The 25,715-nt window shown below is 60.7% G+C and carries 22 protein-coding genes; 17 read left to right on the top strand and 5 right to left on the bottom strand.

The features are described 5' to 3' along the window. Positions 1–81: 81 nt before the first annotated feature. Positions 82–1,665, bottom strand: coding sequence for a GntR family transcriptional regulator (locus Tam10B_RS03375; protein WP_093959905.1), 1,584 nt, complete (start codon positions 1,663–1,665; stop codon positions 82–84). A gap of 214 nt (positions 1,666–1,879) precedes the next feature. Here Tam10B_RS03375 and Tam10B_RS03370 point away from each other — a divergent pair, with 214 nt between their 5' ends. From Tam10B_RS03370 to Tam10B_RS03350, 5 genes are all read left to right on the top strand, one after another. Further along, on the top strand, positions 1,880–2,902 hold the full coding sequence (locus tag Tam10B_RS03370) for an ABC transporter ATP-binding protein (RefSeq protein ID WP_093959859.1): 1,023 nt from the start codon (positions 1,880–1,882) through the stop codon (positions 2,900–2,902). A 96-nt stretch (positions 2,903–2,998) separates the two neighbouring features. Next, the gene (locus Tam10B_RS03365) at positions 2,999–4,195 is read left to right on the top strand and encodes an extracellular solute-binding protein (RefSeq protein ID WP_093959858.1); all 1,197 of its coding nucleotides are present in this window, start codon (positions 2,999–3,001) and stop codon (positions 4,193–4,195) included. Further along, positions 4,174–5,196, top strand: a complete 1,023-nt coding sequence (locus Tam10B_RS03360) for an ABC transporter permease (protein WP_233133560.1) — start codon at positions 4,174–4,176, stop codon at positions 5,194–5,196. Before Tam10B_RS03365 ends, Tam10B_RS03360 begins: the two co-directional genes overlap by 22 nt. A 63-nt stretch (positions 5,197–5,259) precedes the next feature. After that, complete coding sequence (locus Tam10B_RS03355) at positions 5,260–6,027, top strand: ABC transporter permease (RefSeq protein WP_233133559.1); 768 nt, start codon at positions 5,260–5,262, stop codon at positions 6,025–6,027. A 208-nt stretch (positions 6,028–6,235) separates the two neighbouring features. Further along, positions 6,236–7,588 carry an NAD-dependent succinate-semialdehyde dehydrogenase gene (locus Tam10B_RS03350; RefSeq protein WP_093959855.1) on the top strand — a complete coding sequence of 451 codons (1,353 nt, stop codon included), beginning with the start codon at positions 6,236–6,238 and terminating at the stop codon, positions 7,586–7,588. Between the two features lie 396 nt (positions 7,589–7,984). Here the strand turns inward: Tam10B_RS03350 and Tam10B_RS03345 are convergent, their stop codons facing one another. Further along, positions 7,985–8,488, bottom strand: a complete 504-nt coding sequence (locus tag Tam10B_RS03345; protein ID WP_093959854.1) for an Lrp/AsnC family transcriptional regulator — start codon at positions 8,486–8,488, stop codon at positions 7,985–7,987. A 240-nt stretch (positions 8,489–8,728) separates the two neighbouring features. Here Tam10B_RS03345 and Tam10B_RS03340 point away from each other — a divergent pair, with 240 nt between their 5' ends. The 8 genes from Tam10B_RS03340 to prmC all read left to right on the top strand — a co-directional run bounded on the left by Tam10B_RS03340 (position 8,729) and on the right by prmC (position 17,657). Further along, entirely contained in the window at positions 8,729–9,850 is a 1,122-nt protein-coding gene (locus tag Tam10B_RS03340; protein WP_093959853.1) for an ABC transporter ATP-binding protein, read from the top strand. Continuing rightward, positions 9,850–10,890 carry an ABC transporter permease gene (locus Tam10B_RS03335; RefSeq protein WP_093959852.1) on the top strand — a complete coding sequence of 347 codons (1,041 nt, stop codon included), beginning with the start codon at positions 9,850–9,852 and terminating at the stop codon, positions 10,888–10,890. Before Tam10B_RS03340 ends, Tam10B_RS03335 begins: the two co-directional genes overlap by 1 nt. Continuing rightward, positions 10,887–11,858 carry an ABC transporter permease gene (locus Tam10B_RS03330; RefSeq protein ID WP_093959851.1) on the top strand — a complete coding sequence of 324 codons (972 nt, stop codon included), beginning with the start codon at positions 10,887–10,889 and terminating at the stop codon, positions 11,856–11,858. Before Tam10B_RS03335 ends, Tam10B_RS03330 begins: the two co-directional genes overlap by 4 nt. A gap of 27 nt (positions 11,859–11,885) precedes the next feature. After that, positions 11,886–13,088, top strand: coding sequence for an ABC transporter substrate-binding protein (locus Tam10B_RS03325; protein WP_158214119.1), 1,203 nt, complete (start codon positions 11,886–11,888; stop codon positions 13,086–13,088). Positions 13,089–13,648: 560 nt separating this feature from the next. Next, positions 13,649–15,022, top strand: a complete 1,374-nt coding sequence (locus tag Tam10B_RS03320) for an aspartate aminotransferase family protein (protein WP_093959849.1) — start codon at positions 13,649–13,651, stop codon at positions 15,020–15,022. A gap of 215 nt (positions 15,023–15,237) precedes the next feature. Further along, positions 15,238–15,450 carry a 50S ribosomal protein L31 gene (gene rpmE, locus Tam10B_RS03315; RefSeq protein WP_093959848.1) on the top strand — a complete coding sequence of 71 codons (213 nt, stop codon included), beginning with the start codon at positions 15,238–15,240 and terminating at the stop codon, positions 15,448–15,450. A 135-nt stretch (positions 15,451–15,585) separates the two neighbouring features. Further along, positions 15,586–16,677, top strand: coding sequence for a peptide chain release factor 1 (gene prfA / locus Tam10B_RS03310; RefSeq protein WP_093959847.1), 1,092 nt, complete (start codon positions 15,586–15,588; stop codon positions 16,675–16,677). A gap of 86 nt (positions 16,678–16,763) precedes the next feature. After that, a complete protein-coding gene (gene prmC, locus Tam10B_RS03305) occupies positions 16,764–17,657 on the top strand; it encodes a peptide chain release factor N(5)-glutamine methyltransferase (RefSeq protein ID WP_093959846.1) in 894 nt (297 codons plus the stop codon). 197 nt (positions 17,658–17,854) lie between these two features. Here the strand turns inward: prmC and Tam10B_RS03300 are convergent, their stop codons facing one another. Continuing rightward, positions 17,855–18,571 (bottom strand): sugar O-acetyltransferase, encoded by a 717-nt coding sequence (locus Tam10B_RS03300; RefSeq protein ID WP_408606625.1) that lies wholly within the window; start codon positions 18,569–18,571, stop codon positions 17,855–17,857. 390 nt (positions 18,572–18,961) lie between these two features. On the opposite strand from Tam10B_RS03300, the gene Tam10B_RS03295 reads away from it, so the two are divergent. From Tam10B_RS03295 to guaB, 4 genes are all read left to right on the top strand, one after another. Further along, complete coding sequence (locus tag Tam10B_RS03295; RefSeq protein ID WP_093959845.1) at positions 18,962–19,672, top strand: L-threonylcarbamoyladenylate synthase; 711 nt, start codon at positions 18,962–18,964, stop codon at positions 19,670–19,672. After that, positions 19,669–20,871, top strand: a complete 1,203-nt coding sequence (locus Tam10B_RS03290) for an MraY family glycosyltransferase (protein WP_093959844.1) — start codon at positions 19,669–19,671, stop codon at positions 20,869–20,871. Before Tam10B_RS03295 ends, Tam10B_RS03290 begins: the two co-directional genes overlap by 4 nt. Before the next feature lie 2 nt (positions 20,872–20,873). Further along, positions 20,874–21,419 (top strand): hypothetical protein, encoded by a 546-nt coding sequence (locus Tam10B_RS03285; RefSeq protein ID WP_093959843.1) that lies wholly within the window; start codon positions 20,874–20,876, stop codon positions 21,417–21,419. Positions 21,420–21,562: 143 nt separating this feature from the next. Next, positions 21,563–23,110, top strand: a complete 1,548-nt coding sequence (guaB, locus tag Tam10B_RS03280; RefSeq protein ID WP_093959842.1) for an IMP dehydrogenase — start codon at positions 21,563–21,565, stop codon at positions 23,108–23,110. 163 nt (positions 23,111–23,273) lie between these two features. Here the strand turns inward: guaB and Tam10B_RS03275 are convergent, their stop codons facing one another. Then, entirely contained in the window at positions 23,274–23,522 is a 249-nt protein-coding gene (locus Tam10B_RS03275) for a hypothetical protein (protein WP_093959841.1), read from the bottom strand. 213 nt (positions 23,523–23,735) lie between these two features. Then, positions 23,736–25,388, bottom strand: coding sequence for an aryl-sulfate sulfotransferase (locus Tam10B_RS03270; protein WP_093959840.1), 1,653 nt, complete (start codon positions 25,386–25,388; stop codon positions 23,736–23,738). Positions 25,389–25,715 lie beyond the last annotated feature (327 nt).

The raw sequence follows: 25,715 nt of genomic DNA, 5'->3' as shown, positions 1-25,715 counted from the left end.
ACTCTCTTGGGGGCTTGGAATCCTGTGGCTCCCCTCCCAGGGAGGGGAGCTGTCGGCGCAGCCGACTGAGGGGAGGGCTGGTTACAGCACCGCTAACATCAACGATCCCAAAGTCTGCCCATGAGCTCCGGCTCGGCGCGGTGACGCAGCCGTCGCCGATGAGGTTCCTACCCCACAGCCGATGATTGCTTTCGCATGCAGTTGGCTGATGTCTCGCACAAGATCGCCGCAGAGCATCGTATTTCTAGTCGAGGCGATCACGCGGCTTTCGTTGCCGATGATGACGGCGGGGCGTTCGAGCTTCAGCAGCATGCTATCGAGCCGCTGTTCCACCGCTCCGGCATCGAGATCAAGCCCGGCCACACCTGCGAAGCTGCGATTGACATAAAACGGGCGGCTCAGTGTGAGCGTGGGTTTGTTCGCGCAGATGTAATCGAAGTATGGGCCGGTGATATGCAGGCCATCAGCGTTGCGTGGTGCTTGCCACCAATCCTGCGCGGTGAAATCATAGAACGATGCCGATTGGGGATTGTCGGATATGCGCAGCGGCTGGATAGTCGGCACATCGCCGTCCCCTCTGGAGGTCTCCGCAGGGCGGGCGTCAGCGGACGGCCACTGCGAGGTCCACCAGCTGGAATGCCATGGGGCGTTCGGCAGAAAATCCGGGGAAGGAATCAGACCGGCTCCGACGGCCAGACGGTCGGTCTGCAGCATCGGACGGGTAAGCTGCTTGGCGAGTTCGTCGAACTGCTGCTTGCTGAGTACCTCCTGCGATGACCGTTCCGTGAGTCTGAGTTCCCATTGCCGTAGTGTTTCGCCATAGCCGTTGAACAGGTCGCGCACCTGATGGGAGATCTCCAGCGGGGTCTCGTATGCTTCGACTTCAGAGTCGCCGGCTGAGGTACGCTCGGCGTCTGCCCGCTCCCGCAAAAGTTGAATGCGGCGTTCCGCCAGCCAGGAGAATCCGACGATGACGATGTCGGTGATGCGCCGCTCAAACAGCTGGTTTTGCCCGGTCTCCAACAGATGTGCTGCATACGCGTACTGCTTGGTCAGAAAATCCACCTGCTGCGAGTCGGTGAACCGTATCCATAGCAGATGTCTGAGTTCCTCCTGCAGGTGAATCAACGTATTGACCAGATGCGATGAGCCGGTGGCCGCGGCGATCTCTGTGTGGATCTGCATTTCCTGATGCCCGCGGGACAAGCATTCTTGAATGCTAGAGTCGGCGGTTTGGCTCTTGAGCGAGCCTACCAAACTTTCGATGGCGTTCTGAATGCTTGCTCGTTCGTTATCCGATGCCTCTTCGGTGGCGATGCGTGCGGAGCTCGATACCAGCGCGATGTACAGGGCGCGATGATTCTTGAGATCCATGGTGGACATGGAGGCCAGACTGTTTTCAAGTCGTTTGAAGTTCCGATGCTGGTCCGAAGTGACGAAACTACCTCCGTCCCGGCCTCTGCGAGTCTCCACCAATCCTCGCGATCGCAGCCGCTCCAATGCCTCTCTGGTAGTGATTGGCGCTACTCCGAACATGCGGGCCATCTCACTTTCCCCGGGCAGGCGCTCGCCGTTCTTCAGCAGTCCCGATTCGATCGCCTGCGTGAGACGGTCGGTGATGAGATCAGTTTTGGTGACTTCGTTGATGGTCTGGAAGATGCTCATACGTCCGAAGGGGGTGGTCATGGTTACGCAGTTTACCAATTCCGTATTGATCAGATGAGCGGGTGGCCATAGGGGAGTCCTTCGCGTCGCCAATGGGTTGCCATGACTTGTTTTTACGGTCGTAATCTAGGTCGCAGAACCGTAATCTATGCCGAACAATTTTTAAACATCCTAAGTCGTAGGATTTAAGCAATTCGATGGGAGGTTTAAGGTTATGGACGCAATCACAATATCTTCGGTAACCAAGAAGTTCGGTTCGTTTCTGGCGATCGATGACCTGAACATGTCGATCCGAGATGGAGAGTTCTTCTCCATGCTCGGTCCGTCCGGATCCGGCAAGACGACGACGCTTCGACTGATCGCTGGATTCGAAAAGCCGACCAGTGGGACCATCGCGCTGCACGGCGAGGATGTGACGCGCAAGGCGCCATTCGAGCGCGACGTCAACACCGTTTTTCAGGACTACGCGCTGTTCCCTCATGTGACCTGCCTTGACAACGTGGCGTATGGCTTGCGCGTGCGTGGCGTTCCCAAGGCGGCCCGATACAAGAGGGCTCACGAAATGCTTGACCTTGTGCAGCTTGACGCCAAGGCCGGCAACAAGCCCTCGCAGCTTTCGGGAGGCCAGCAGCAGCGCGTGGCGCTCGCCCGTGCCTTGGCTCTCAAGCCCAAGGTGCTGCTGCTCGACGAGCCGCTTTCCGCATTGGACATGAAGCTGCGTCAGCAGATGCAGGTTGAGCTCAAGCACCTGCAACGCGAACTCGGCATCACCTTCGTATTCGTCACTCATGACCAGCAGGAGGCAATGGTGATGAGCGACCGCATCGCCGTGTTCAACAAGGGCCGCGTGCAACAGATGGGTACGCCAAGCGAGATCTACGACAGGCCGGCCAACATGTTCGTCGCCAGCTTCGTAGGCACCACGAACTTCATTCCCGAATCGGTCGTCTCCAAGAACGGCATGGAATCCGGACACTACAGCATTCGACCGGAACATATTCTGTTTTCCTCGCCATCCGCATCGATCTCGGACAAGGAGCATGTATCCATTCCCGTGACGGTATTTGACTCCACGTATTTGGGCACCGAATACCGGCTGCTTGTCCGAACCGGCAAAGGAACGACGTTCACCGTCGTACGGCCGGCGGACGAGGTTGTACCGGAAAGGGGGTCTCAGGTCGCCATCCGTTGGCGCAAGGACGATCAAGTTCGTCTGGCTTCGGTCAAGGGCGAGTAATCACAGCATATTCGTGATCGTCGCGATGACTGGAATGCGAATCCCACGTTATGCATTGACGATCATCGCACAATACGAAAAACGAGAGGGGTAATCATGAATAGGAAGCACACTATCAGCAGGATCGCGGCCGCTGTGTTTGCCGCAGCGACGATCGTCTCCGTCGCCGGTTGTGGTGCCGCTAGTGCGTCTGGTAACGGCGTGTCCTCTGCGAAGGCGGTGGACAAACTAGGCAAGGCCGAAGGGCAAGTGTCGATTCTGGCGTGGCCCGGATACGCCGAAGACGGATCCAACGATCCCAATGTCGACTGGGTCTCCAAATTCGAGCAGGACACCGGCTGCCAAGTGACGTCGAAGACCTACGGCACCAGCGATGAGGCCTACAACCTGATCAAGACTAGCGACAAGTACGACGTGGTCGCCGCTTCCGGTGACCTGACGCTGCGACTCATCAACGGAGGACTGGTCCAGCCGCTGAACACTGGACTTATTCCCAGCTACAAGAATGTCTACTCATTCCTGAAGAACCGTGACTTTAACACCGTAGACGGCAAGACCTATGGAGTGCCGCATGGCTATGGCGCAAACATGCTGATGTACTCCAAGTCCACGTTCTCCGAGGCGCCGACATCTTGGGATGTCATGTTCGATACTGCCAAGGCCTCGCAGTACAAGGGCAAGATCGACGCCTATGATTCTCCCATCTACATCGCCGACGCAGCCATCTATCTCATGAAGCACAAGCCCGAGCTCGGCATTAAGAATCCGTACGCGCTCGACAAGGATCAGCTCAAAGCTGCCACTGATCTGCTCAAGGAGCAGAACGTGAACGTGGGAGAATACTGGTCCGACTACCTCAAGCTCATTCAATCCTTCCAAAGCGGCGACGCGGAAGTCGGCGTCGGTTGGCAGGTGGCCTACAACCAACTCGACTCCAGCAAGTATGGCATTGCCATGCCGCAGGAAGGTGTGACCGGCTGGTCCGATTCGTGGATGATCAGTTCCAAGACCAAGAACACCACCTGTGCCTACAAGTGGCTCGACTACATCGACAGTCCCGAGGCCAACGCCCAGGCCACCGAATACTTCGGCGAGGCTCCGGCAAACTCCGAAGCCTGCAAGTTCGCCACTGACAAGGACTTCTGTACCAAGTACCACGCCGGTGACGAAGCCTACGAGAAGCAGATCTGGTACTGGACCACCCCTATCTCCGACTGTCTCGACGGTCGGAAGAACGTCAAGTGCACCGACTACACGGAATGGACTAAGGCATGGCAGGAAATCAAGGGCTGACCGTCAGCTCGCCACGGCGCGGAGTCGTCGGCGTCATTCACACCCTGATGGCGCGGCGGGCGGAACAGGAAACTGAACTCAAGGCAACGGTCGAGATGAAGGCTGACGGCGGTGAGACGGCATCGTTCGTCCCGGTCCGTCGGCACGCAATCTCATCGTTCCTCTACAACCATCCCATGCTGCATCGCGTGGCGCTGCTCGCTCTGCCTGTCGGTTGGATGGGACTGGTGTACATCGTGGCGTTGGTGGCATTGCTGGTCACCGCTCTCTGGTCGGTGAACGAATACACCGGACAAGTGGAGATGGCGTGGACCGCAGCGAACATCGTCTCTGCGTTCACGGACGCCTTGTACCTCAATGTTACGGCCCGGACGCTGTTCATCGCGGTGCTGGTCACTGTGGTGGACATCCTGCTGGCCTTTCCCATCGCGTTCTTCATGGCCCGTATGGCGTCGAAACGTTCCAAGAAGGTACTCGTAATCATGATTCTCACCCCGTTGTGGGCGAGCTATCTGGTCAAGGCATATGCATGGCGCTCAGTGCTCTCTGGCAGTGGACTTGCCGACTGGCTGCTTCGGCCGTTGGGCATCACGTCGCCCGGATATGGTCTGGCTGCCGTGATCCTCACCGAGGTGTACCTGTGGCTGCCATATGTGGTCATGCCGATTTTCACCGCCTTTGAGCAGGTGCCTGAATCGTTACTCGAGGCATCGGGGGATCTTGGCGCCAAGAGCTGGATGACCATTCGTGACATTCTGTTGCCGTTGATCGTTCCCGGAGTGGTGGCCGGGTCCATTTTCAGTTTTTCGCTGTCAATGGGCGATTACATTGCCGTTGGCATCGTGGGTGGCAAGACCCAAGTGCTTGGCAACCTGATCTACACCGACGTCGGCGTGGCCAACAATACGCCCATGGCCGCAGCGCTGGCGCTGATCCCGATCCTCATCATCGGTCTGTATCTGACATTGGTCAGCCGGACCGGTGCGCTCAAGCGGCTATAGCGGGCTGCGAAACTTTGACTCGGAAAGGAGAACCCGATGGAACTGAGACGGGGAACGAAGATCATGTTCGGTGTGGCATCGGTCATCGTGCTGATGTTCATCTATATTCCGCTGATGGTCGTAGCGCTCAACTCGATCAACGGCGATGCGTCCCTAACATGGCCTATTCGATCGGTCACCCTTGAATGGTGGGTGAGAGCGTTTCATTCGCAGGGGGCATTGCAGGCGGTATCCACCAGTCTGGAAGTCGCCGCCGCGGCCACCGTATGCGCGCTGGTGCTCGGAACGCTGTGTGCGCTGGCTCTACAGCGGTATGAATTCTTCGGCAAGAGCGCGATCAGCCTGTTGGTGGTGCTGCCTATTGCATTGCCCGGCATCGTCACCGGTATCGCGCTGAACAATGCGTTCACTACCATGGTCGGTATCCGCTTGTCGATGTTCACGCTGGTTGTGGCCCATGTGACCTTCTGCATCGTGACCGTGTACAACAACGCGTTCGCCAGACTCGGTCAACTTGGTGAACACGCCGAGGAGGCGTCGAGCGATCTGGGTGCAGGGGTATGGGACACCTTCCGCCTGGTTACGTTCCCGCGTATCAAATCGGCGCTGTTCGCCGGAGGATTGTTGGCCTTCGCGTTGAGCTTCGATGAGATCGTGGTGACCACATTCACCGCGGGACAAGACATCACCACCCTGCCTATTTGGATCATGAATAACATGTTCAGACCGCATCAGGCGCCCATTGTGGCCGTGGTGGCCGTCGTGATGGTGCTTGTCTCGCTGATTCCGTTGTGGATATCGCAACGCATCTCGGCGGAGGATGAGGACTGAGGCCGGAAGGGTTGTGTTATTGTTCTGCGACACACACAAGGCGATTGACGTTCGTTTCACGAACTGCAATCGCCTTATTGTTTCGAATAAGAAAATAAAAGTGCCATTTGTATAACGAAATCGAAACCAAGTGGGCTTACAACTGGATCTCAGAAGCGAACAGCAGGCGTGCGGGTGCGAACCGTATGCAGGCATGAAAGGAGCCATCATGAGCAAGTACGCGGTAACCAACCCGGCCACGGGCGAAGTCGAGGAGACCTTCGACACCTTCACCGACGCGCAGATCGCCGAAACCGTCGACAAGGCGCAGAAGGCCTACTCGACCTGGGGCAAGACCTCCATCGCCGAGGAGCGCACCGAACTGTTGCGCAAGGTGGCCGACCTCTATCTCGAACGTGAGGACGAACTCGCCGAAATCATCAACCACGAAATGGGCAAGAAGCTCGACGAATGTCGGGTCGAAGTCGAATTCTCCTCTGCCATCTACCGCTACTACGCCGATAACGGACCGTCGTTCATGGCCGACTCGCCCATCAAGCGCGAAGCCGCAGGCTCCGCCATCATCCGTCACAAGTCCATCGGCGTGCTGGTCGGCATCATGCCGTGGAACTACCCGTACTATCAGGTGGCGCGCTTCGCCGGCCCCAACCTCATGCTCGGCAACACGATCATCCTCAAGCACGCCGCACTGTGCCCCAAGTCCTCCGCCGCCATGGAGAAGATCTTCCATGACGCCGGATTCCCCGAAGGCGCCTACACCAACGTGTACGCCACCAATGAGCAGATCGCCGGCGTCATCGCCGACTCCCGTGTGCGCGGCGTCTCGCTCACCGGCTCCGAACGTGCCGGCACCGCCGTGGCGTCCGAAGCGGGCAAGGCGCTCAAGAAGGTCGTGTGCGAACTCGGCGGCAGCGATCCGTTCATCCTGCTCAGCACCGACGACATGGATGCCACGGTCGAGGCTGCGGTGGCCGGTCGCTACGAGAACTGCGGCCAGGTGTGCAACGGAGCCAAGCGCTTCATCGTGATCGACTCCCTGTACGACGAATTCCTCGACAAGTTCAAGAAGGCGTCCGACTCGGTGGAGCTTGCTCCGCTGTGCTCCAAGGCCGCTGCCGAACACCTCGCCGAACAGGTGTCTCGCGCCGTTGAGGCCGGCGCCACCCTTGAATACGGCGACGGCAAGAACGACGGCGCATTCTTCAAGCCGACCATCCTGACGAACATCCCCGAAGGATCGTCCGTGCGCTATGAGGAGTTCTTCGGCCCGGTTGCCCAGTTCTACCGTGTGAGCAGCGAGGAAGAGGCCGTGGCGCTCGCCAACGACACGTCGTTTGGTCTCGGCTCCTACGTGTTCACCACCGACGAGGAGCAGGGCGAACGCATCGCCGACGAGCTCGAGACCGGCATGACCTACATCAACGAGGTGGGCGCCGACTCCTGCGAGCTGCCGTTCGGCGGCGTGAAGAACTCTGGTTTCGGCCGTGAGCTCGGTTCGCTTGGCATGGGCGAGTTCGTGAACCTCAAGCTCATCTGCACCGATGCCGTCGGCCGGTTCTGAGAGCGGATCTGATTTAAGACCCCCGAGTTTTGTGGTTTTTCTAAGCTGAGCCCGGACATCCAATGCAGTAAAAGGGCTGTATTGGGCGCCCGGGCTCAGTATTTTTTGCCGGAAAACCACAAAACTCGGGGTCTTTTGGTTCTGGAGCCCTCTCCTCAGTCGGCTGCGCCGACAGCTCCCCTCCCTCGGAGGGGAGCCGAGCCCGAAAAGGGCGCGTAACTCAGGCTCCCCTCCCTTGGAGGGGAGCTGTCCGCCAGAGGCGGACTGAGGGGAGGGGCTCAAAAGCAGGTGCTCCCATTGTCGGTGTCGATACAAGTTAGGAGCATGTGTGCGATTTTTGCGCAACGTCACCAACGTATCCCGGCATCCTGCTGACCCCTGACTGTGTGGAGGGGCCTACCGCACGCCCCAGTCGTAGCGCTGGCTTTCCAGACGCATGTAGGTGAACAGTTCCGTGCGGTCGATGCCGTCGATCTTGCGGATCTGGCGATTGACGAGCTCGAGCATGCTTTCGTCGTCCTCGGCGAACACTTCGGCCAGAATGTCGAACCGCCCGGCGGTGATGATGATGTAGTCGATCTGTCGGATGTCCTTGAGCTTCTGTGCCACGTATTCGATGTCGCCGTCCACGGTGATGCCCACCATGGCCTGTCTGCGGAAGCCCATCTCCATCGGGTTGGTCACGGCCACGATCTGCATCACGCCATCGTCGAGCATCTTCTGCACACGCAGTCGCACCGCAGCCTCCGACAGCCCGATCTCCTTGCCGATCGACACATAGGAGCGGCGTCCGTTTTCTTGCAGTAAAGCGATTATTTTCTTGTTGACGTCGTCGATGGAGTCATCGTCGGCGGATTTTGTGGTTTGATTGAGGCGGGATGTCGTGGGTTCATTCTTCATATCCCAATCGTATCAACGACCCTTCGAAAACAATGGGTCGAACACCACTGTAAGTTCGTTTTTCGTGGAAAACTTATGTTAAATCACGAAAAATATCGCAATCGTCTGTTTACGTTACGGAAATCATGTCGAACTTTGATATTTCTCAGCGGAAAACCTCTGAATAAGAGTTTTGGCGGAATACAAGTTTCGGCCGATATTCCGAATCCGCGCAAGTGGAACTGAACAAGGGGAGGCGCGATGAGTGCTGCGCAGAAGGTGGTGGTAGCTCGCGACCCGGAGGTCGAGCTGCGAGAATCCGGTCTGACGATCAATCATGCGAAGAAGACGTTCACGTCCGCCGAGGGCAAGGAAGTCCATGCTATCGACGACGTGAGTCTGGCGATTCACAAGGGGGAGTTCTTCATCCTGCTCGGCCCGTCCGGCTGCGGAAAGACCACGCTGCTGAGGTCGATCGCCGGACTGGAAAGCCTGGACGCCGGCGAGATCTACCTCGGCGACCAGCGCATCGATCCGCTGCCGCCGTACGAGCGGCCGGTGAACACCGTGTTCCAAAGCTACGCGCTGTTCCCGCACATGACGGTCGCGCAGAACGTGGCGTTCGGCCTCGAAATGGAGAAGAAGCCCAAGGATGAGATCGCCAAGACCGTGCAGGAAATGCTCGACCTCGTCCACCTCGGCGAATTCGGCGGCCGCAAGCCTCATCAGATGTCCGGCGGCCAGCAGCAGCGTGTGGCCCTGGCCCGTTCCCTCGCCAAACGTCCCAAGGTGCTGCTGCTCGACGAATCCCTTTCCGCGCTTGACTTCAAGCTGCGCCGTCAGATGCAGGTCGAACTCAAGCGCATCCAGCGCGAGACCGGCATCACGTTCATCTTCGTCACCCACGATCAGGAGGAGGCCCTGTCGATGGGCGACCGCATCGCCGTCTTCTCCAAGGGCCGTCCCGAACAGGTGGGCACCCCCGAGCAGATCTACAACGAGCCGGCCAACCGATTCGTGGCCGATTTCATCGGCGACATCAACTTCCTCGATGCGGTCAAGAGCGGCGACGGCGTGATCACCGTCGAAGGCGTACCGTTCCACGTCAAGCAGGACATCTCCAACCTGTCCGACGGCGCCGAGATCTGCGCCGCCGTCCGTCCCGAACGCATTGAACTGGCCGCGCCCGACGACACGGCCCTGCAGGGAACCGTGGAGACCGTCGTGTTCATGGGCGCCGACGTGCGCTGCCACGTTCGTCTGGCCGACGGCACCCTGCTGCTCGTCCGAATCTCGCCGCCGTTCGACACCAGCGTGCTCTATCAGGGTGCCACGGTGAGCGTGCACGTCGAGGCCGCGCACATGAGGGTGGTGGAACGATAATGAGCAACACGACGAACCCCAATATCAAGAGTGACAAGCCGCCGATCGACAGCGCTACCAAGACCGCTGCCCCAGCCAAGACCGCCACCGCCGCCAAGACCGCCGCACCCAAGGAAACCGCCTGGCAGCACTGGTTCGGCTCCCCGCACGAGGTCAAACCCGGCCTGCTGCATCGCGCCTACGCCATCCCCTCCATCATCATCGGCCTGCTGTTCACGCTCGGACCCATGTGCGTGATCGTGGCGTTCTCCTTCATGAGCCGACCCGACATGGGCGGCGGCGTGAAGTTCCAGTTCTCCACCGACGCCTACGAAAAGCTCCTCTTCCGCCACGACTTCTTCGGCAACCGCTTCTTCGACACCCGCTACCTCGAAGTCTTCGGCACATCACTCTGGCAGGCGCTGCTCACCACTATCGTGTGCGTGGCGCTCGCATTCCCCATCGCCCTGTGGATGTCGATGAAAAGCGCCAAGGTGCAGCAGATCCTCGTGCTGCTGGTCACCATCCCGTTCTGGACCAACCTGCTGGTCCGCACCTACGCCTGGATGCTGATCCTCAACGAAAATGGCCCGATCAACTGGGCCGCCAACCTGCTGGGCCTCGGCAAGCAGCAGCTGCTCTACACGTCGTTTGCTTCGGTGATCGGCCTGATCTACACGTTCCTGCCGTTCGCCATCCTGCCCATGTACTCCGCGCTGTCCGGCTTCGACTTCCGTCTCGTCGAGGCGGCCTATGATCTTGGCGCCCGCAAGCTTACGGTGATGCGCCGCGTGATCCTGCGCGCCGCCATGCCGGGCGTGATGAGCGGCGTGGCCCTGTGCTTCATCCCCGCGTTCGGCTCCTACGTGCAGCCCGTGCTGCTCGGCGGCGGACGCGTGCTCATGGTGGGCAACCTGATCGCCTCGCAGTTCGCCGAGGCGCGCAACTGGCCGTTCGGCGCGGCCCTGTCCACCGTGATTCTGGCCATCACCCTGCTCGGCGCGTTCATGGCGACCGCGCTTGGCGGCAGGGCCTCTCGAAAGGCGGGTATGACGCTATGAGCATGCTGCATGATGATGTCGATCCCAAGGCCGTGAAGTACTCCGACAGCGAGGAGTTTGGCGCGCTGGTCGCCAGGACGCAGGCCGAGCGTGCGGCCAGCGGCGATGACGGCGCTCAGATGCCGGAATGGCTGGAGGGCAAGAAGCCCGACCGGCCGCTCAGCACCCGCCGATCCGGCAACCGCGACAATACGTTGAAGCGTTTTCCGGCAGTCGGATTCCTCAGCGTGTTCGTGCTCGCGTTCCTGTACGTGCCGATGCTGATCGTCGTGTTCTTCTCGTTCAACGGCGGCCGTCAGGCACTGCTATGGGAGGGCTTCTCGTTCCGCTGGTATGGCGAGGTGTTCACCAACGGTGCGATCATCAAGGCGACCGAAACGTCGCTGATCGTCGCGGCCATCGCCACTGCACTGTCCACGCTGCTCGGTGTGCTCTACGTGCTGGCCATCGACCACATGTCCCGTGCCGGGTCGGCGATCGCCACCGCGCTGATCAACGCGTCCATGCTGATCCCCGAGATCGTGCTCGGCGTCGCCACCATGGCGTTCATCCGACTGATCGGCATGGCACCCGGCTATGTGCCACTGGTTCTGGCCCATACCACGTTCTGCATTCCGTTCGTGGTCATGCCGATCCGCGCCAGATTGCAGACGCTCGACCGCGCATGCTTCGAGGCCGCCGAGGATCTTGGCGCGTCCGGCTTCACCACCGTGACCCGCGTGACGCTGCCGCTGCTCACCCCCGGTGTGATCTCCGGCGCGCTGATGGCGTTCGTGGTCTCCATGGACGACTTCATGATCTCCAACTTCCTCACCACCGCCGGCACCACCACGCTGCCGATCTACATCTTCTCGCTGATCCGCAAGGGCGTGAACCCGAGCATCAACGTGGTTGCCACGCTGCTGCTTCTGCTGGCGATCATCATCACGGTCACGTCCACGGTGCTGACGAACCGCAAGAGCAAGTAGGGGAGGGGAATCAAGATGGACGCATATATGAATGACGTGAATGACGATCGTCCGCAGACGCTGCGAACGACGCTGCGAAAAACATCGCGAACGTCGCTGCGAATTTCGAAGATCGCACGCTCCTGCGTGAAGGTTCTCGCAGTGGCGTTGTGCTCCGGACTGGTGTTCGGTCTGGCAGGCTGCTCCGGCGGGGTGAGCGACGTGTCCGTCAGTGGTGGCACGGCCGAGGCCACCGGCCCATATCACGAGGCCAAGGGCGGCGAATTGCACATCTACACGTGGGCCGGCTATATGCCCGACAGCGTGATCAAGGCGTTCGAAAAGGACACCGGCATCACGCTCAGTGTCGACACGTTCGACAGCAACGAGGCGCTTGAGGCCAAGCTGCAGTCCACGGGTGGCGAGGGCTACGACATCGTGATGCCCAGCGACTACATGGTCGAACAGCTCAAATACGAGGGCCTGCTCATGAAGTTCGACGTGAACTTGCTGCCCAACGCGAAGAACATCAAGCAGGAGTTCCGTAATCCGTACTACGACAGGACGATGCAGTATTCCATCCCGTACATCGTGAGCTACACGGGCATCGTGTACGACGCCAAGTCGATTCCCGAGTCCGATGCGCCGACGTCGTGGAAGGACTTCTTCCATCCCAAGGCGTCGTGGGGCAAGACGCAGCTGCTCAACGATCAGATCGAGATCGTCAACGCCGCGTTGCGCGCCGTGGGCAGTGATCAGTGCGCCACCAAACCGCAGGACTATCAGAACGCGAGCGATCTGTTGCAGTCCTACAAGTCCAAGGTGGGCGTGCTCAGCTCGGAAGGCGTGGCCGACCGACTGGCGTCCGGCGAGCAGAAGGTCGGCATGGCGTGGAGCTATGACGCCTATCAGGCCATGACGAGCAATCCCGATCTGAAGTTCGTGTTCCCGTCCGACGGTGCGAACAAGTTCGTCGACAACGTGGCGATCTCGCGCGGTGCGAAGAACATCGACCAGGCCAAGACGTTCATCAACTGGATGCTCGACCCGCAGAACAAGACCGCGGTGGAGCAGAACGCCGGCGCCGGCAGCGTGCTCAACGGCGGCGACGATCTGCTGCCCGAGGACATGCGCGACAAGAACGTGATCGTGCCGTCCGCCGACGAGCTCAAGCATGCGATTCTCGAAAAGCGCTGCTCCAACAAGCTCAACGACAACTACACCATGATGTTCGAGGACTTCCGCAGCTGATTGGTGAGTGAATGACGGCGGGCGGCGTGTGCTGAGAGGCCACGCCGCCCGCCGTTGTTTGTTTGCGGAGCATGTCGGAGTATGCCGTGGAATCGCCTTCGGCGATGCGCTGCTGTGTCGTTCGCATGCGCGAACGACGATTCCGCCTGCGGCGGGTCACCTCATCAGTCGGCTGCGCCGACAGCTTCCCCTCAAGGGGAAGCCGGCTCTTCCCTATGTGAGCCAATAGCGACATGCCGCCTTCCCCTTGAGGGGAAGGTGTCCGGCTATGCCGGACGGATGAGGTGACCCGCCGCAGGCGGCCGTTTTCGCTCCGGCGAAAACGGAATCATCGCATCGCAGTAGGCGATTTTGTATTTGTCGATTTCATCTCCGCCCATATGCTCTCTCCAGCCTCCATTCCCCATGCCGTCAGGTCTCCCGGTCGTTTCGATTGGGAGATTTTCTGTTATTTACCCAACTGCTGACCTATGTAAATCGTAGATAAATCTGTTAATAACTGCGAAATAAATAGGTGGTTTGCTGTAGGCATTAGGGAAAACGCAGTAAAGGAGTTGGCCATGACAACGACGATCGATGAAGCCCGAATCAAGGAACTCACCGAGAAGGAAGGTGAGAAGCTCAACGCCAAGCTCGGCAAGTCCCATGAGATGTACGACCGCGCCCGCAAGCACTTGTGCAACGGCGTCGCCTCCTCCTACCAGCTGCGCGATCCGTGGCCGATCTACGTGGATCGCGGCCAGGGCGCCAAGATGTGGGACGTCGACGGCAACGAATACTACGACTTCAACAACGGTTTCGGCGCCATGCTGCAGGGCCATGCCAACCCGATCATCGCCGAGGCCGTCAATGACCGCTTCTCCAAGGGCTCCCACTTCGCCATGCCTGACTGGGACGACGTGGTGGTGGCCGAGGAGCTGACCGAACGCTTCGGTCTGCCGAAGTGGCGCTTCAACAACTCCGGCTCCGAATCCACCATGGACGCCATCCGCATCGCCCGCGCCTACACGCACCGCGATCACATCATGAAGATCTTCGGCTCCTACCACGGCCACCACGACGCCGTGATGATCTCCATTTCCGAGGATTACAACAACATCGGCGACCGCTACCATCTGAAGTCCCTGCCGTACGGTGCTGGCATCCCGAAGGCCACCGTCGAACTGACCGTTCCGGTGCCGTTTAACGATCTCGACGCGCTCGAGCACCGCATCGAGGAAATGGAGGCCGCCGGCGAGGCGCCCGCCTGCCTCATCATGGAAGCCTGCCTGATGAACATGTCGATCGTGCCGCCCGAGCCCGGCTATCTTGAGGGCGTGCGCGAGGTGACCAAGAAGCACGGCATCGTGCTGATCTTCGACGAGGTCAAGACCGGTCTGACCGTTGGCCCTGGCGGCGCCACCAAGCTCTTCGGTGTGACCCCCGACATGGTCACCATCGCCAAGTCGCTCGCCGGTGGTCTGCCCTCCGGTGCCATCGGCGGTAGCGACGAGGTCATGAGCGTGGTCGAGGACGGTTCCGTCTACCAGGTCGGCACCTTCTCCGGCAACCCGCTGTCTATGGCCGCCGCGCGCGCCAGCCTCGAAAAGGTGCTCACCCCCGCGGCCTACGAGCACCTCGACCGCATGAACCAGCGTCTGATGGACGGCTGCAGCGCGATCATCAAGAAGTACGACTTCCCGGGCTACGCCCAGGGCTTCGGTGCCAAGGGCTGCGTCACGTTCTCCCCGCACAAGATCACCGACTACGTGAGCTTCCGCAAGGGCCAGAACGCCGCCCTCAACCAGCTCGCCTGGCTGTATCAGGCCAACCGCGGCGTCTACATGGCCCCTGGTCGCGAGGAGGAGTGGACGCTGTCCGTCGCCCACGACGAGAAGGCCTGCGACACCTACCTCGCCGCCTTCGAGGAAATGGCCCACGACCTCGCCAACTGAAAATAGGACTTGCTTGAAACGCCGATCCTCTCTCCGGCGTTTCGGGCTGGGTTAATGAGAATTGCAGCGCCTCGACGGGGTTCGAATCCCTGCCGAGGCGTTTTCTTGTCGGCTTGCCGTAATCCAGCCGTGCGCGTATAATCCCATAGGTTCCGGTTCACGTTGTGCCAGTGGGGCATGACGACCCGGTCCTGAAATAGATCCTAGGAGTAATCATGCAGCAGGGTATTCATCCCGAATACGTGCCCACCGAGGTCGTGTGCTCGTGCGGCAACACCTTCGTGACCCGTTCGACCATCACCTCCGGCCACATCACGGCCGACGTGTGCGCCAAGTGCCACCCGTTCTACACCGGCAAGCAGAAGATTCTGGACACCGGCGGTCGCGTGGCTCGCTTCGAGCGTCGTTACGGCAAGAAGGCCAAGTAGCAGACGTTACAACGCCAGTCCCGTTTCGGACCCTCGCGGTCCGTCCGCGGGGCTGGCGTTTTTGTATGCTTGAACAAGGTTTGTGCACGGCGGATTGGTGCACGGTAAGGTCTGCAAAGAGAACGGAAAGCGAACATGGCGGAAGAATTCCCGGCGGCGAAGACCGCGGTTGACGAATACCACAAGATCGAACAGGAAATGAGCCAGCCCGAGGTGGCGTCGAACCCCGAGAAGATGCGCAAGCTCGGTCGTCGTCATGCCGAACTGAGCGTGATCGTTTCCGCATACCAGCGTTACAAAACGCTCAACGACGACTACGAGGCCGCCAAGGAGATGGCGTCCGAGGACCCCGACTTCGCCGACGAGGCGAAGCGTCTGGAGTCCGAACTTCCCGAAGCACGTGAAAAGCTGCGCACCGCGTTGATTCCGCGCGACCCCGACGACGCCCGCGACACGATCATGGAGATCAAGGCCGGCGCCGGTGGCGAGGAGGCTGCGCTGTTCGCCGGCGATCTGCTGCGCATGTACACGCGCTACGCGGAACGCCGCGGCTGGTCGTGCGAGATCCAGAGCCAGAACGGCACCGAGCTCGGCGGCGTCAAGGACGTGCAGATCGCCATTCGCGCCAAGGGCACCGTGGCGCCCGCCGACGGCGTGTGGGCCTCGCTCAAGTACGAGGGCGGCGTACACCGCGTGCAGCGCATCCCCGTCACCGAATCGCAGGGCCGCATCCAGACGTCCGCGGCCGGCGTGATCGTGTTCCCTGAGGCCGACGACGATGATGACGAGATCGAAGTCGATCCGAAGGACCTGAAGATCGACATCTTCATGAGCTCCGGCCCTGGCGGCCAGTCCGTGAACACCACGTACTCCGCCGTGCGCATGACGCACATCCCCACCGGCATCGTGGTGAGCATGCAGGACGAGAAGTCGCAGATCCAGAACCGTGCGGCCGCATTGCGCGTGCTCAAGTCCCGACTGCTGGCCATGAAGCACGAGCAGGAGGCTGCCGAGGCCGCCGACATGCGCCACTCCCAGGTGCGCTCTCTTGACCGTTCCGAGCGCATCCGCACGTACAACTTCCCGGAGAACCGCATCGTCGACCACCGTACCAATTACAAGGCGTACAACCTCGACCAGGTGCTCGACGGCGACCTGCAGGCCGTGATCGACTCCGACATCCAAGCCGACGAAGCCGCCCGCCTCGCCCAGGCCGACAAGCAGTAGGCAAAGCTGGTGTGATCGTACTAAGACATGCATGGTCAAGAAAGCATGGCTGGTGTGATCACACTAAGAAGAAAGAGGGGAATTCCATGCCGGATGCCATTGCGCAGCTGCTGCATTCCGCGGCCGCAACTCTGCAAACTGCCGGCGTGGATACCCCCGACCACGACGCAAAACTCCTGCTGGCCCACGCCGCCGACCTCTCACTCCGCGACATCGATATGCTCATGCTTATGGGTCGCGCCCTGCCGGAGTCGTTCGCCCCCGCCGCATACGATGCGATGATCGCCCGCCGTGCCGCGCGCGAGCCGCTGCAGTACATCGTCGGCACCGCGCCGTTCCGATACCTTGAAGTGGAGGTCGGTCCCGGCGTGTTCATTCCACGTCCGGAAACCGAGATCGTGATGCAGGCCGGACTGGACTGGCTGGCCGAGAACGGTATTCGCAATCCCCGAGTGGTTGATCTGTGCGCCGGCAGCGGCATCATAGGCCTGTCCGTGGCGAGCGAGGTGCCGACGAGCGAAGTGTGGGCGGTCGAACTCAGCGAGACCACGTATGCGTGGACCGACCGCAACCGCACGAAGATCGCATCCGAATTCCCCGGCGTGGGGGAGCGATATCACCTGATTCTCGGCGACGCGACGGCTCCCGAAACACTGCGTGAGCTCGACGGCACCATCGATCTGGTGATCACCAACCCTCCGTATGTGCCGGAATCAGAAATCCCCGAACAGCCCGAAGTGCGCGACCATGATCCCGAACTCGCCCTCTACGGCGGTTCGGCCGACGGGCTGCACATTCCCGAACGCATCATTGACCGTGTGGTCTCGCTGCTGCGCGACGGGGGAGCACTGGTGATGGAGCACGACGTCAGTCAGGGCCCCGCATTGTGCGACTATGCGTTGACGCACGGCTTCGGCGAGGCGCGGACCGGCGACGATCTCACCGGCCGCCCCCGCTACCTGTTTGCCGAGAAGCGATGATGCGGGTGCGCGGGGTGGAATCCCTTCCCTCTGCCACGACGTTCGTCGTGACATCTCCCTCCCTAGGAGGGAGAACGCTCTTTATCTTTGTGCTCCCTCCAGGGGAGGAAGCTGGCCGGCGAAGCCGGACTGAGGGAGAGCTTTCATCGCACAAGCCCTAGGGCTCATCTCCCTCATCCAGCCCAAACCTTCGGTCCCTACTGCGCGTACTCCTGCAGCTCGGAGGCGTCCGCGTCGGAGATCGTCTTGATCACACGCGCCGGATTGCCCACGGCCACCGAATTCGCCGGAATGTCCTTTGTCACCACGGCGCCGGCGCCGATCACGCAGCCGTCGCCGATGGTCACGCCGCCCAGAACGGTCACGTTGCCGCCGAACCAGCAGTTCGAACCGATCACGATCGGCTCGCCATACTCATAGTCATAGGCAGTGCCGTCCGCGCGCTTGCGCACATTGCGATCCTGCCAGCGCAGCGGATGCATCGGCGGCAGCAGCGACACGTTCGGTCCGAACAGCACGTCGTCACCGATCGTCACGGGGGCGCAGTCCAACACGGTGAAGTTGAAGTTCGCGAACACGCGATCGCCAAGCGTGGTGTGGCAGCCGTAGTCGAAGAACACCGGACCCATCACATCCAGATTCTCGCCGTGATGCGGCAGCAGCTCGTCAAGCACGGCCGCACGCGTCTCGGTGTCGTCGCGGGACAGACCGTTGAACCTGGTGCACAGATCGCCGGCCCTGCGACGCATGGCATCCAGTTCGGGGTCGGACGCGTCGTACAGCTTGCCGTTCAGCATCTCCTCGCGCTCGCTGGCGCGCGGTGTGCGCAGTTCCACCGGCGGGTACTTCGATTCCGTGGTCTGTGCCGCGTTCTGCGGGGTTGCTGCGTTCGTCTGCGTGGCTTCGTCGCTCATCATGCACTTCCTTGTCAGATCGTTCTTGTCATATCGTGCGGTCCGTCGAACACATCGAATGCGGCAGTGCCGGGCTATCGAATGTGTACGTTCGTACGCATTTTCTTGAACGATCTAAATCATATCACTCAAAAACCGTTCGCGTGTTGTCCCGCTTGCATTGTGAGCGCGAACACAAGGTGTGTCGTTTATCTTATCGACTGTGCCTGCGAGTGCTTTCCGGAACTTGTGACGACATGCGGGCATAATGGATGCGTTTCCGTAAGTGTTGATTGAAGACAAACGATATGGTATGGCATCTTGGATGCTCCGCCATGCCTTATACCGACATGTTCGCGGACGAATTGTATATGGGGCGAATTGTCTCAGATGATGCGAGGTGAACGAGACATGGCACGAATCATGCCGATCGATGAGGAGTCGTTGGCGTTGGCGACCCGCTTGATACGGGAAGGCGAACTGGTGGTGATTCCCACGGACACCGTGTACGGCGTGGCCTGCGATCCGCGCAATCCCGACGCCGTGGACCGCGTGTTCAAGGCCAAGCACAGGCCGCGCGCCAAGTCGCTGCAGGTTCTGCTGGCGTCTGTTGACGACATCGACGCGTTGGGCCTCGACCTGCCCGTACCGTTGGACCGGCTGTCCGCCGAGTTCCTGCCCGGCGCGTTCTCTCCGATCTGCGTGGCACGTGACGATTGCAAACTGGTGACCGTGCGCGTGGACCCGCATGCGCATCCGTCTCGCACGCAGGGCATTCGCGTGCCGGATTCGGCCGACACCCTGCGCATTCTCGCAGCAACCGGGCCGCTCGCCGCATCCAGCGCCAACCTGTCCGGCCGTGATTCCGCGCAGACCGCGCAGCAGGCGGCCGACGATCTCGGTGATGCGATCGCCCTGTATCTTGACGGCGGTCCCACGCCGGGACCACTCTCGAGTACAGTGGTGGCGTCGGATCCGCACGGGCGCGACGGCATCGCCATCCTCCGTGAGGGCGTGATACCGCAGTCCCGCATCCACGAGGCCCTGCACGGGTCGCTGCGTGGTGGGGCATCCCGGTCCGTGGAATCCGACGTGAACGACGACGGAGGTATTACGGCGTGAGAATCTACTTTTTCATCGCGGCCATCGCCGGCGGCGCAACGTTTCTGCTGACGCCGCTCATCAGGCATCTCGCCATCGAATTCGGCGCGGTGGGCGAGGTGCGTGCCCGAGACGTGCACAAGGTGCCCACCCCGCGCATGGGTGGCGTGGCCATGATGCTCGGTTTTCTCGTATCGATGTGCTTCGCCAGTCATCTGTCACTGACCGAAGGACTGTTTCACGACAATCTGCAGCCGGTGATCATCTCCATCGGCGCCGTGCTGATCTGCCTGCTCGGCGTATGCGACGACCGGTGGGATCTCGACTGGATGCTCAAACTGTCCGGACAGCTCATCATCTCCGTGTTCGTGGCATGGGGCGGTCTCAAGGTCGTCTCCTTGCCGTTCGGCTCGCTTGTGGCCACGTCGCCCAGCATTTCCATGGCGGTCACGGCGATCCTGATCGTCGCGTCGATCAACGCGGTGAACTTCGTGGACGGTCTCGACGGTCTGGCGTCCGGCATCGTGGCGATCGGCGGCATCGCGTTCGCCATATATTCGTACATCATCGCCCGCAATTCGCCCAGCTACGCGTCCATGGCCACTATGATCGACGTGGCGCTGCTCGGCATCTGCGTGGGCTTCATCCTGCACAACTGGCATCCCGCCAAGCTGTTCATGGGCGACTCGGGTTCCATGCTGCTTGGCTATCTCGTCACCTGCGCGTCGATCGTGATGACCGGCCGCCTCGACCCGACCACGATCCACGCGAGCATCTACCTGCCCGTGTTCATGCCGATCCTGCTGCCGATCCTGGTGCTGTTCCTGCCGGTGCTCGACATGATCCTGGCCATCGTGCGCCGCGTGAGCAAGGGACAGTCGCCCATGCACCCCGACCGCATGCATCTGCATCACCGCATGCTGCGTATCGGCCACACCGTGCAGGGAGCAGTGCTGATCCTGTGGGGATGGGCGGCGCTGATTTCGTTCGGATCGATTATGATTCTGTTTTTCGAGGCGCGATACGTCGCCATCGGATTCGTGATCGCGGCGATACTGCTCACCGTGGCCACCCTGTATCCGTATGCCCGACGTCGCATTCCCGAGATTCGGGAGGAGAACGCGGCACTGGCCGCAGCGCGCGCCATGAATGGCCGTCCGAAACACAGTACGGATACCGTGACTGAGGAAGAGACGACGCCGACGGGAGGAAAGGCCTAGACATGTCGGAAGAGACGAATGTGAACGCGGACGAAACGACTGCGACGTCGGAGAAGATGGACGCCAAGTCCGGCGGTGACCGCCATCTGTTCGCCAAGCCGCGTCGTGCCGGCGAGGAGACCGTGTGGGACCTCATGTATCGCGCTATCTACCAGAGCGTGATGTTCCTGCTGGTGTTCGCGGTGCTCAGCGCCATCGCCGGATACATGTTCTCCGGCATCCTGGGCGTGTGGTCGGCGCTGGTGGCCATCGTGGCCGTGGTGCTGCTGTGCCTGACGAACCCGGTTCTGGTGGCGGTGCTCAGCCGCATGCATCTGCGTCCGGCCGCATACCTGACATGGTTCCTGCTCGGCTGGATGGTCAAGATCGGCATCGTGGTGGTGATTCTTCTGGGCGTGCAGCATGCCTCGTGGCTCAATCCGAAGCTGTCTGCCGTCTTCATGCTGATCGGCGCGGCCGTGATCCTGGCCGCGGAGATCCACACGGCCGCCACGTCTCGTGTGCCGTACGTCGATCCGCCTGTGAAGCGCGACCGTGACGACGACTGATCGTCGTCCGTCCGATTGATAGCAACGTAGTTTCACGCCGTCTTTGTCCGTAATGCGGGCGGAGACGGCGTTTTCGTTACGCCTGTGATAGCCATACAACACACGAATTTGCACAGGTCTACATGGCACTATAAAGTGACTTTATGGCTTCTAACACTTCTGTAGAACAAGAGTCCCTTTACAATCCCGTAGCAGCACCGTTCCAGCAGATTGGTCTGGCCTATGACGATGTTCTGCTTCTGCCGAATGAAACTGATGTCATCCCCTCTCAGGTCGATACCACCACTCGCCTGACCCGTGAGATCACCATGAAGTCCCCGGTCCTGTCCTCCGCAATGGATACGGTCACCGAGGCTCAGATGGCCATCGCGATGGCGCGTAACGGCGGCATCGGCGTGATTCACCGCAACCTCAGCATCGAGGATCAGGCGAATCAGGTCGACATCGTCAAGCGCAGCGAGTCCGGCATGATCTCCGACCCGCTGACCGTGCACCCCGACGCCACGCTCGCCGATCTTGACAAGTTGTGCGCCGCCTACCACGTGTCCGGTCTGCCGGTCGTGGACAACGACGATCACCTGGTTGGCATCATCACCAACCGCGACATGCGTTTCATCGCCTCCGAGGACTACGACCGCCTCAAGGTGTCCGACGTGATGACCAAGGACAATCTGGTCACCGGTCCGGCCGACATCTCCAAGGAGGACGCCCACCGTCTCCTCGCCCAGCACAAGGTCGAGAAGCTCCCGCTGATCGACGGCAACGGCAAGCTCGCCGGCCTGATCACCGTGAAGGACTTCGTGAAGACCGAGCAGTACCCGGACGCCACCAAGGACGAGCAGGGTCGTCTGCGCGTGGCCGCCGGCATCGGCTTCCTCGGCGACGCCTGGCAGCGTGCCACCGCCCTCATGGAGGCCGGCGTGGACGTGCTCGTGGTCGACACCGCCAACGGTGAGGCCCGTCTCGCCCTCGACATGATCCGTCGCATCAAGGCCGATCACGCCTTCGACGGCGTGCAGGTCATTGGCGGCAACGTGGCCACCTACAACGGTGCCAAGGCCATGATCGAGGCCGGCGTGGACGCCGTCAAGGTTGGCGTGGGCCCCGGCTCCATCTGCACCACCCGCGTGGTGGCTGGCGTCGGCGTTCCGCAGCTCACTGCCGTGTACGAGGCCGCTCGCGCCTGCAAGGCCGCCAACGTGCCGTGCATTGCCGACGGTGGCATCCACTACTCCGGCGACATCGGCAAGGCCCTGGTGGCCGGTGCTGACTCCGTGATGCTCGGCGGCCTGCTCGCCGGCTGCGAGGAGGCTCCGGGCGAGAAGGTGCTGCTGCACGGCAAGCAGTACAAGCTCTACCGTGGCATGGGCTCGCTGGGAGCCATGGCTCCGCGTGGCAAGAAGTCCTACTCCAAGGACCGCTACTTCCAGGCCGACGTCACCAGCAGCGACAAGGTCGTGCCGGAAGGCGTCGAAGGCCAGGTGCCCTACCGCGGACCGCTCAACTACGTGCTGTACGAGCTGGTCGGCGGCCTGCACCAGACGATGTTCTACGTGGGTGCCCACAACATCGCCGAGCTCAAGGAGAAGGGCAAGTTCATCCGCATCACCGACGCCGCGCTGCGTGAGTCCCACCCGCACGACATCGTGATGACCAAGGAAGCCCCGAACTACACCGGCTTCCACAGCTGATCACGCTGATTCAGCGTCGTTCCCCACGACGTGAACGGTAGTGGGGAACGACCTGTATGGCGTATACGCAAATCGCCGCCGACGGTCTCATCAGGAGATCATCGGCGGCGATTTCGCATATTCGCGTATGTGACTGGCATCTATCTGTTGTCCGCCATGCGTGTCACAGATCGGTTTGGCGGACGTGATTGACGAACCATTCGACGTGACTGCATTCCTCGCAGACGAGGATATCGGCGGACCGGTTGAGGAAGTCGAGATCAAGGAACGTCATGCCCGCGGTGTTGAGCAGAGCCTCGCCCTTGATGAAGGCGCGACCGCCGCACTGCGAACAGACGATCTCGTGGCCGTTGGATTCATAGGTATGAGGAACGTTCTTTTTCGGCGTTCCCAGCATGTCGGACAGTCCCATGTGAGCTCCTTTGCTAGTGGTGGGTACCTCAAGTATAGGGAGATTTTGGGGAATAGGGGGTGGAGAAGGACGGGGATCCCTCCCTCTGTCGCGGCTCGTGCCGCGACATCTCCCTCCCTCGGAGGGAGAACACAGGTGTTAGAGCGTGCTCCCTCCGAGGGAGGGAGCTGGCCGCCGGAGGCGGACTGAGGGAGGGATCCGCCACCCCGCGATCTACGCGAACCAGAAGCCCTTGAAGTCGTACTTGAAGACGCGGTAGATGAACGCGACGTTGATCTTCATCGTGTAGTCACGCAGCAGGGTGCCATCGGCGGTGTACACGCCCCACGTGCCCTTGATGCCCGACTCGGTGATGACCGTGCCGTCCTCATACTCCTCGGCGCTGCTGATGTAGCCGGAGAACGGCACCTCGAACCTGCTGACCAGCGTGTAGGTGCCGGCGTTCTCGTCCACCAGATACTTCTGGAAGTACGAGTGCACGTCGGTGGCCGTGCTGTTGAGCTTGGTGACTATGCCGGGGATCTGCGACCAGTCGTAGTCGCTCGTGGCGCTCACGCCGCCGTTGTTGTTGAACATGTAGATGTAGTACTGGCCGTCGGGCAGCGAATCGTCCTTCACGTAGGTGACGGTGTGCTGGCCGCCGGAGCTGGGTAAGTCGCCGATCTTGGTGAGGTTGTAGTTCGCGTAGGCGGTGTCGTCCCAGAACGTCTTCTCGCCGATGATGTACTTGAGCGTGGGGGTGCCGCTGACGTTGTCGATCTTGATGATCGACGAGGTCTCACGCGAACTGACGATGATGCTGTCGTCGTCGCTCACGTACTGGATGGTGTTGAGATGGATCCAATCCCACGAATCGGAACCGCTGTCGGTGGACGTGGCCTTGGAGTTCGAGTCGTGCTTGGTGGTGGACTTGTAGTCGCCGAGCAGATCGCCCATGTCGATCAGCAGCGTGGTCTTGCCGGTGGCGAGATTCACGCGCACGATGCGGTCCTGCACGGTGTTGCTGGTCATGTCGGTGGCGAGCACGAGCAGGTTGCCGCTGTTGTCGAACACGTAGTCGTGGTGCAGGATGTACTGGCTGCCGAGGTCGTAGAACTTCTCGATGCGGCCGAGGCCGTTCATGGCCACGATGTCGTGCGTGGACGCGCTGAAGTACATGAGCCCGTCCTTGAACACGAGACGCTGCGCGCGGTAGTAGAGGATCGGGATTTCGCCGCGCAGCACGCCATAGTCGTCGTACAGGTAGATCAGATCCTGCTCGTTGCTGTCGTTGCCGAGCACGGCGTACAGGCCGTTGCCCATGGTGCCGGCGTATTCGGTCTTGGAGCCGGTCTGGGTGACGGAACGGTTGAGCTGTACCTCCTCATCGCCGATCGTGGCCGCGGCCTTCTTGTGGATGGTGCGGGTGACGGTGCCGCCGTCCTGTGAGGTGAGCGTGATGGTGACGTCGTTGTCCTTGCCGGGGATGAGACCGATGACTTGGAACTCGTGTTCGGTGGAATAGTCGTCGCCTCCGGACGGGGTGGCGGAGAAGTCGGGATAGTCGGTGTCCGGCGTGCTTACCGTGTAGGAGACCTGGGTGACGTCGTCGGTGGTGAAGTACACGTACAGCGACGTGGTGTTGGTGCCGTACGGGTTCTCCTCGACCAGCATGTTGTCGACGGTCCATCCTCCGCGGGCCTTCTTCGCGTCGATCGTGCTCTGCGCCTTTTCCTGGTATTCCTCGGTGTAGATCTTCTCGATCTTTGCCGATACGTCGGATCCCGCCGATGCGGTGTTGGGGGAGACGAACGTCACCGCGACCATGGTCGCGGCCAGTGCCACGACGGCGAGTGCGCTGCATACGGTCTGAACCGTGGTTTTCATGACAGGCCTTTCGGAATGGATGTCGAATTCGCTGAAGAATCAGATGGGAGATCGCTGATGATCATTGACAATGTACGGCGGGCGACTCTATCGGCTCTGAATCGTTCCTGAAGGAACCATGAAAAAATGGGGCAAAAATTCTAGTAGTGGAGACTGCGGCGACGCAATCATCTTTACGGATGATTCTATGGCATGGTGCCGGTGTGATGCGAGAGTGTGAGAACCGCGACGATGTGGGGACGTCTGGAATATGAAAAAGCCCCTCGCGGTCTTGTGGACCTTGAGGGGCTAGGGGGAAGGAGGGAGAAACGATACGTTCTTAGGGGT

Source organism: Bifidobacterium vansinderenii (genome assembly GCF_002234915.1).
GTDB lineage: Bacteria > Actinomycetota > Actinomycetes > Actinomycetales > Bifidobacteriaceae > Galliscardovia > Galliscardovia vansinderenii.
The sequence above is the reverse complement of the archived record's forward strand: the minus strand, read 5'-3'. Positions and strand labels throughout refer to the sequence as shown.